The organism is Dactylosporangium sp. NPDC049525 (assembly GCF_040676755.1).
Classification (GTDB): Bacteria; Actinomycetota; Actinomycetes; order Mycobacteriales; family Micromonosporaceae; genus Dactylosporangium.
This window is the reverse complement of record NZ_JBFAPO010000068.1, coordinates 54,226-60,447: the sequence shown is the minus strand read 5'-3', so window position 1 is coordinate 60,447 and position 6,222 is coordinate 54,226. Positions and strand designations below refer to the sequence as shown.

The window sequence follows — 6,222 nt, the reverse complement described above, 5'->3', positions numbered from 1 at the left end:
GACCAGACCAAGACCATCGACCCGTGCAACCTGCAACTGCTCTACCAGGGCCGCAGCCCCAGCTCCGGCGGCGACTACGGCCTCCTGCCCTACCGCCCCGGCGTGCTCACCCTGCAACGCTGAACGGCCTACCGGGCGGTCGTCTGCTCCACGACCGCCCGGTGCCGGCGTTCAACCGCTCATTGCCGTTCCGCGACGGCCAGCAGCCGCCGGCCGGCATGCTCCGGCCGGACGTTCGGACTGTCCGCCGCGGCGGTGTTCGATCGCCGGGTGGAGGCGGCGATGACGCCCTCGTCGACGGTCACCCCGACACCGGGCGCCTCGCCCAGGATGAAGGATCCGTCCTCGACTTCCAGGTCGAGCGACACCCCGAGCTGGTGGACGACCACGTCACGTACGAGCAGCACGATCGGTCTTCCGCGACGTGATCATGCAGGCGTCCGGTAACCGTATTGCCCGTGGTGTGGTGAAGTCGCTGGAAAGCCAGGTCATTCACACCGCCCGCTACGTGGGACGCACCGCGCGGGCGCTGTGCGTCGCGTCCAACGCGGGCCATCGGCGCGTCTACGAACGCATCGCCGCCCGCGACCCCGAGGGCGCCGCCGAGGCGATGTTCACCCACATCACCGACTCCTGGCTCGTCCGTCGCGGCGGGCCCGGCGACCCGGCACGCCTGCAGCGCTAGCCGTGCTCCGGGGCCTGCGGTTCGGCAGACCCCGGAGGTCACATCGCAGGCGTCAGTTGCGAATCCACTGCTGGTTGGTGCCACCGTTGCAGGTCCAGAGCTGCACGGCGGTGCCGTTGGCCGTGCCGGCGCCGTTGACGTCCAGGCACAGCCCCGAGCCGACGCCCATGACCGTGCCGTCGGCGTTGAGGCGCCACTGCTGGTTGGCGCCGCCGTTGCAGGTCCAGATCCGGACGCGGGAGCCCGATGCGGTGCCGGGCACGTCCAGACACTTGTTGCCGTAGACCGTCAGCTGGTTGCTCGAGGTGAGCGTCCACTGCTGGTTGGCCCCGCCGTTGCAGTCCCAGATCTGCACGACAGCGCCGTCGGCCTGGCTGGCGCCGTTGACGTCCAGGCATCGGTTGGATCCGGCGCCGCGCAGTTCTCCGGTGGGGCCGCCGGAGCCGCCGGTCCCGGTGATGGACAGGTTGTCGAACTGCGCGGTCACGCCCTGGCCGGTGCCGTAACCGATCTGGCCGGCCACCCAGGTCGAGTCGGACACGCTACCGACGGTGGCGCCGTCGATGGCCGCGCTGAGGGTGGTCCCGTTGAGCGTCAGCGACAGCGTGTGCCAGCGCCCGATGCCGAAACCGGACGTCGTGCCGCTGGCCAACGTCCGCCAGTTGCCGCTCGTGTTGTTGCTGCGGATCGACCACGCGCCGGAGTCGGAGACCCGGAAGTAGTAACCGTTGAGGTTCTGCGGGCCCTGATGGTTGTACGTGTTGCCGCGGCCGATGAGCTGGACGTAGCCGGACTTCTCGAGCATGACGTCCGACGAGACGGTGTAGTTGCGCCACGTCAGGTCGCCCAGCAGGGTGAATGGCTCGGCCTGGCCGGACGTCCAGAAGATGGGGGCCTGCTCCGACATCTGGCGCACGCACTGTCCGGTGCGCCCGCCCCCGCACCCGGCGACCTCGAACGAGCCCTGCTGGTCCATGAGGTACCTCGCCTCGCGGCCGGTCGCGTAGCCGTCGAAGTTGTCGCTGTAGGGCAGCTTCAGGTTGCCCTGCGCGGGGCTGGTCGCCGCGCCCTTGCCCTGCCCGGTGGTGGTCGTGATGCTGTACACGTAGCCGGGCTGGACGGTGAGCGAGAAGCTCCCGCCGGACGGCGTGATGTCGCCGCCACGCACGAAGTGCTCGGCGGGGTTGCTGGACCGGACGTTGGTGGACCACACGCGCACGGTGCCGGTGGACAGCCCGCCGGTGATGCTGAAGTTGAGGGTCTGGGCCGCGGTGGCGTCCATGGTCTCGATGATGGTGCTGTAGTCGCCGTTGCCGGGCGACCTCAGCGAGACGTAGCTGCCGTTGTTGCGGTTACCGCCGATGTAGCCGCTCGAGTTGTCGAGGTAGCGCCAGCCGGGGGCGGTGAACTGCGTGGTCTGGGCCATGACCCAGGTGCTCCTGCCGATCGAGTAGTAGCCCGACCACGGCTGCGGAGCCACCGCCACGCCGGTGGTGGCCCACGGAATGTTGGGGGTGATGGCGGCGATGACCGGCCAGTTGATGTAGGCGGTCATCTTCCCGTCGAGGTAGCCGCGGTTGACGCCGCGGGCGAGCGCCTGGGCACCGGCGTTGTAGTCGTCGGAGCCGTTCTCGCTGGCCCACAGCGCCTTGCCGGTCGACACGGCGTTGCCGGAGCTCGGGCAGCTCGCCTGCGAGCTGCGGTACCCGCAGACGTAGTGGCTGCCGAAGACCGACACGGCGGCGGCGAACGCCGGGTCACGCAGCGATTCGTCGGCGGCGGCCCACCCGAAGTCGTCCGAGGCCACCAGCTTCACGTTGGCGTACCCGCGGGAGTTCAGGGTGGAGCGCAGGTTCTTGTACCAGGTGGCGTTGTAGCCCTTCTCGTTCCAGCCACCGAGGTAGTTGATCGTCAACCCGTGCGTGCCGGCGCAGTCCAGCCACGCCAGGAGGTAGTCGATCGAGTCGTTGGACCAGAAGTTGCCGTTGCCGATCCAGCCGGGGGCGCCCCACGCCAGGCCCACCAGGCTGATGTTGGGGTTGCGGGCCTTGGCCTGCTCCATCAGCCACCACTCGTACCCGCGGTTGCAGTTGACGCTGCCCCGCGTGTGTTCGTGGCTCGGCTCCGCGCCCGAGGTGGAGTTGGTGTCGCCGCCGATCTCCACCTTCAGGACCTGCATCGCCGCGCCGTAGCCGGGCTTGAACAGGTAGTTGAGGATGTCACTGCGCTGCGGCTCCGGGTAGTCGACCAGCAGCCGGGTGTTGCCCCCGCCGCCGCTGACCGCGCCCACGCCGTCGAACGTCCGCCCGCCCGACGCGCCGTTGATCGTGATCGCCGTCGCCGCCTGTGCCGGGGAGGCCACCGCCACCGGCGCGCTCGCGGCCACCACTGTCGCGCCGATCGCCGCCGCTACGCGCCAGCGCAGGTGCCTCGCTCTTCTCAACATCGACCCGGACTCCCCATCGCCGTTGATACATAAGACGTCTTACGTTAGGCACTCTCCAGATAATTGGGCAACTTCGATGCATTTCGGATCGCCGCACCGCGGGACGGGCGTGAAAGTTACCGGCGCGGCAGTCGCGGAGCCCATCGAAACCGTTGCATCTCTTGACACAATACGTCATACGAATTATGTTCCGCCTCGCGCACTTCCGGAGGAGAGGCCATTCGCCCCCAAACAAGGAGTCACTGCTGTGAGCACTGCCCAGAGACGACGCCTGGTTCCCCGTTGGCTGGCGGTGGCCGCCGCTGTCGCCATGGTCGCCGCGGGGACACTCACCGTCATGACGGCCACCGGCCCGTCCGCGTCCGCGGCGACGACGGCCGGTTGCGGCAAGACCCCGACACTGCACAACGGCTCGTACACCATCCAGAGCAGCGGCCAGAGCCGCAGTTTCATCCTGCGGATCCCCGACGGCTACAGCAGCACCCGCCCCTACCGGTTGATCTTCGGATACCACTGGCGGGGCGGCACCATGAACGACGTCTCCACGGGCGGGACCAGCGGCACCTCGTGGGCCTACTACGGCATGCAGCAGCAGTCCGACAACAGCGCGATCCTGGTCGCGCCGCAAGGTATCGGCAACGGCTGGGCCAACACCAACGGCCAGGACATCACGTTCACCGATGACATGGTGCGGATGATCGAGAACGACCTCTGCGTCGACACCACCCAGCTGTTCGCCATGGGATTCAGCTACGGCGGCGGGATGAGCTACGCCATCGCGTGCGGCCGGGCCACCGTCTTCCGGGCCGTCGTGGTCTACTCCGGCGCGCAGCTGTCCGGTTGCAGCGGCGGCACCCAGCCGATCGGGTACTTCGGCATCCACGGCATCTCGGACAACGTCCTCAACATCGCATCGGGACGGGCGCTGCGCGACACGTTCGTGCGCAACAACGGCTGCACCGCGCAGAACCCGCCGGAGCCGGCGCCGGGCAGCGGGCGGCACATCACGACCGCGTACTCCTGCCGGGCCGGATACCCGGTGCAGTGGGCCGCGTTCGACGGCGGTCACGGGCCCGGCCCGGTGGACGGATGCTCCGGCTGCGAGGACGGCGTCCGGACGTGGACCAAGGGCGAGGCATGGCGGTTCATCTCCTCCTTCGGCAGCACCCAGCCGTCGAGCCCGCCGCCGTCGAGCGCGTCACCGTCGAGCAGCGGACCGCCGCCGGGCCAGACGAACGTCATGATCGCGGGTGCCGGCTCGGGCCGCTGCGTCGACGTGCCCGGCTCCAGCACGACGAACGGGACACAGGTGCAGCTGTGGGACTGCCAGGGCGGCACCAACCAGCGCTGGACCTACACCACCGGCAAGCAACTGCGGGTGTACGGCAACAAGTGCCTGGACGCCAACGGCCAGGGCACGAGCAACGGCACCACCGCCATCATCTGGGACTGCAACGGCCAGCCCAACCAGCAGTGGAACCTCAACGCCAACGGCAGCGTCACCGGTGTCCAATCCGGACTGTGCCTGGACGCCAGCGGCGCCGCCACGGCCAACGGCACGAAGATCCAACTGTGGTCCTGCCACGGCGGCTCCAACCAGCAATGGAGCCTGCGGAGCTGACCGAATGACCGGTGGCGCCGGCCCGCAGACCCCGACCCGGCCTGCGCCGGCGCCACCCATTGCATGAACCGGCCCGAGCGGCATCGGCACAGCTGCTCCGACGTCGGCACGCGCGACGTCCAGGCGTTGCGCTCGCGACTCGGGCGTGTCCGGCGGCGGGGGTGCCGGACACGCCCGTCTTCAGGGTTCGTCGAGTCGTCCTCGTACTCTTTGTCGGTGCACCGTGCATGGTGCGATGGCGCCGGCGAAGGGACGAGGCATGGCACCGGCGGCGGGTCCGTCCCGTCGACAGCCCACGCTCGCCGAGGTGGCCGCGCGAGCCGGCGTGTCGATGACCGCGGCGTCGCGGGTGATCAACAACGCGCCGTATGTGAGCCCGGCCAAGCGGGCGGCCGTGGAGAAGGCCATCAGGGAGCTCGGGTACGCCCCGAGCCGCAGCGCCCGGGCGCTGGCCACGCGCAAGAGCGGCGTGGTCGCCCTGGCCATCTCCGGCGATGACCCGGCCCTCTTCGCCGATCCGTTCTTCGCCCATGTCATCGTCGGTATCTCGACGGCCCTGGAGGAGACCGAGCTGCACCTGCTGCTGTGTCTGGGTGCGTCCGGCCGGGCCCAGGCACGGTTCAAGGGCCTGCTCGGCACCCGCGCGGTCGACGGCGTCATGCTCATCGCGCTGCGCGGCGACGATCCGCTCGTCCCGGTCGTGGAGCGCTTCGGCCTGCCCACCGTCTACGGTGGCCGGCCACTGCACGGCGAGCCCGCCTGGTATGTCGACGTGGACAACCGGGGCGGCGCCCGGAAGGGCACCGACCACCTGATCGAGCTCGGCCGCACGCGCATCGCCACGATCACCGGTCTGCCCGACACGGAGGTCGGCCAGGCCAGACACCTCGGGTACCGCGATGCGATGGCCACCGCCGGCCTGTCACCGCACGCCGTCGAGGCCGGTGACTTCACCGTCGCCGGCGGTGCCGCGGCGATGACGGCGCTGCTGGACACCCATGCCGACCTCGACGCGGTCTTCGTCGCCAACGACAACATGGCGGCGGGGGCGGTGCGGGTGCTCCGCGAGCGCGGTCGCCGGGTCCCCGACGACGTGGCCGTCGTGGGGTTCGACGACCTCGAGATCGCGACCCGCACGGACCCGCCGCTGACCACGGTGCACCAGCCGGTGCGCGCCCTGGGCACGGAGATGGCCCGGATGCTCACGGCGCTGCTGGCCGGGCGGGAGCCCAGCCCGCTGATCCTGCCCACGCGCCTGGTCGTGCGCGCGTCGGCCTGAAACTTTCAGCGCCGAGCGGGGCGTCGCACGCCCCGACCTCGATGCATCTGACGGGTCAGCCGCCCGGGCGGTCGATGGTTTGCGTCCGCGCCGTCCCGGCCGATACAACACGACTGGAAGCGCTTCCACATCGATCCACCTGCAGTAACCGGACAGTTGGCGGCACCTGTCCGGAACTGTTTCCACACTGC

Annotated in this window: 5 protein-coding genes; 3 read left to right on the top strand and 2 right to left on the bottom strand. The window is 69.8% G+C overall.

The features are described 5' to 3' along the window. Positions 1 to 179: 179 nt before the first annotated feature. Positions 180 to 407: a hypothetical protein gene (locus tag AB0K00_RS49890; protein ID WP_363537572.1), complete on the bottom strand. Its 228-nt coding sequence runs from the start codon at positions 405 to 407 to the stop codon at positions 180 to 182. 23 nt (positions 408 to 430) lie between these two features. On the opposite strand from AB0K00_RS49890, the gene AB0K00_RS49885 reads away from it, so the two are divergent. Then, positions 431 to 685 carry an FCD domain-containing protein gene (locus tag AB0K00_RS49885; RefSeq protein WP_363537578.1) on the top strand — a complete coding sequence of 85 codons (255 nt, stop codon included), beginning with the start codon at positions 431 to 433 and terminating at the stop codon, positions 683 to 685. Between the two features lie 52 nt (positions 686 to 737). On the opposite strand, the gene AB0K00_RS49880 is transcribed toward AB0K00_RS49885, so the two are convergent. Beyond that, positions 738 to 3,131, bottom strand: a complete 2,394-nt coding sequence (locus tag AB0K00_RS49880; RefSeq protein WP_363537570.1) for a ricin-type beta-trefoil lectin domain protein — start codon at positions 3,129 to 3,131, stop codon at positions 738 to 740. Positions 3,132 to 3,441: 310 nt separating this feature from the next. Here AB0K00_RS49880 and AB0K00_RS49875 point away from each other — a divergent pair, with 310 nt between their 5' ends. Together AB0K00_RS49875 and AB0K00_RS49870 are read left to right on the top strand one after the other, a co-directional pair. Then, positions 3,442 to 4,752, top strand: a complete 1,311-nt coding sequence (locus AB0K00_RS49875; RefSeq protein ID WP_363537576.1) for a ricin-type beta-trefoil lectin domain protein — start codon at positions 3,442 to 3,444, stop codon at positions 4,750 to 4,752. A 307-nt stretch (positions 4,753 to 5,059) separates the two neighbouring features. Continuing rightward, a complete protein-coding gene (locus AB0K00_RS49870; protein ID WP_363537568.1) occupies positions 5,060 to 6,031 on the top strand; it encodes a LacI family DNA-binding transcriptional regulator in 972 nt (323 codons plus the stop codon). Positions 6,032 to 6,222: the final 191 nt, after the last annotated feature.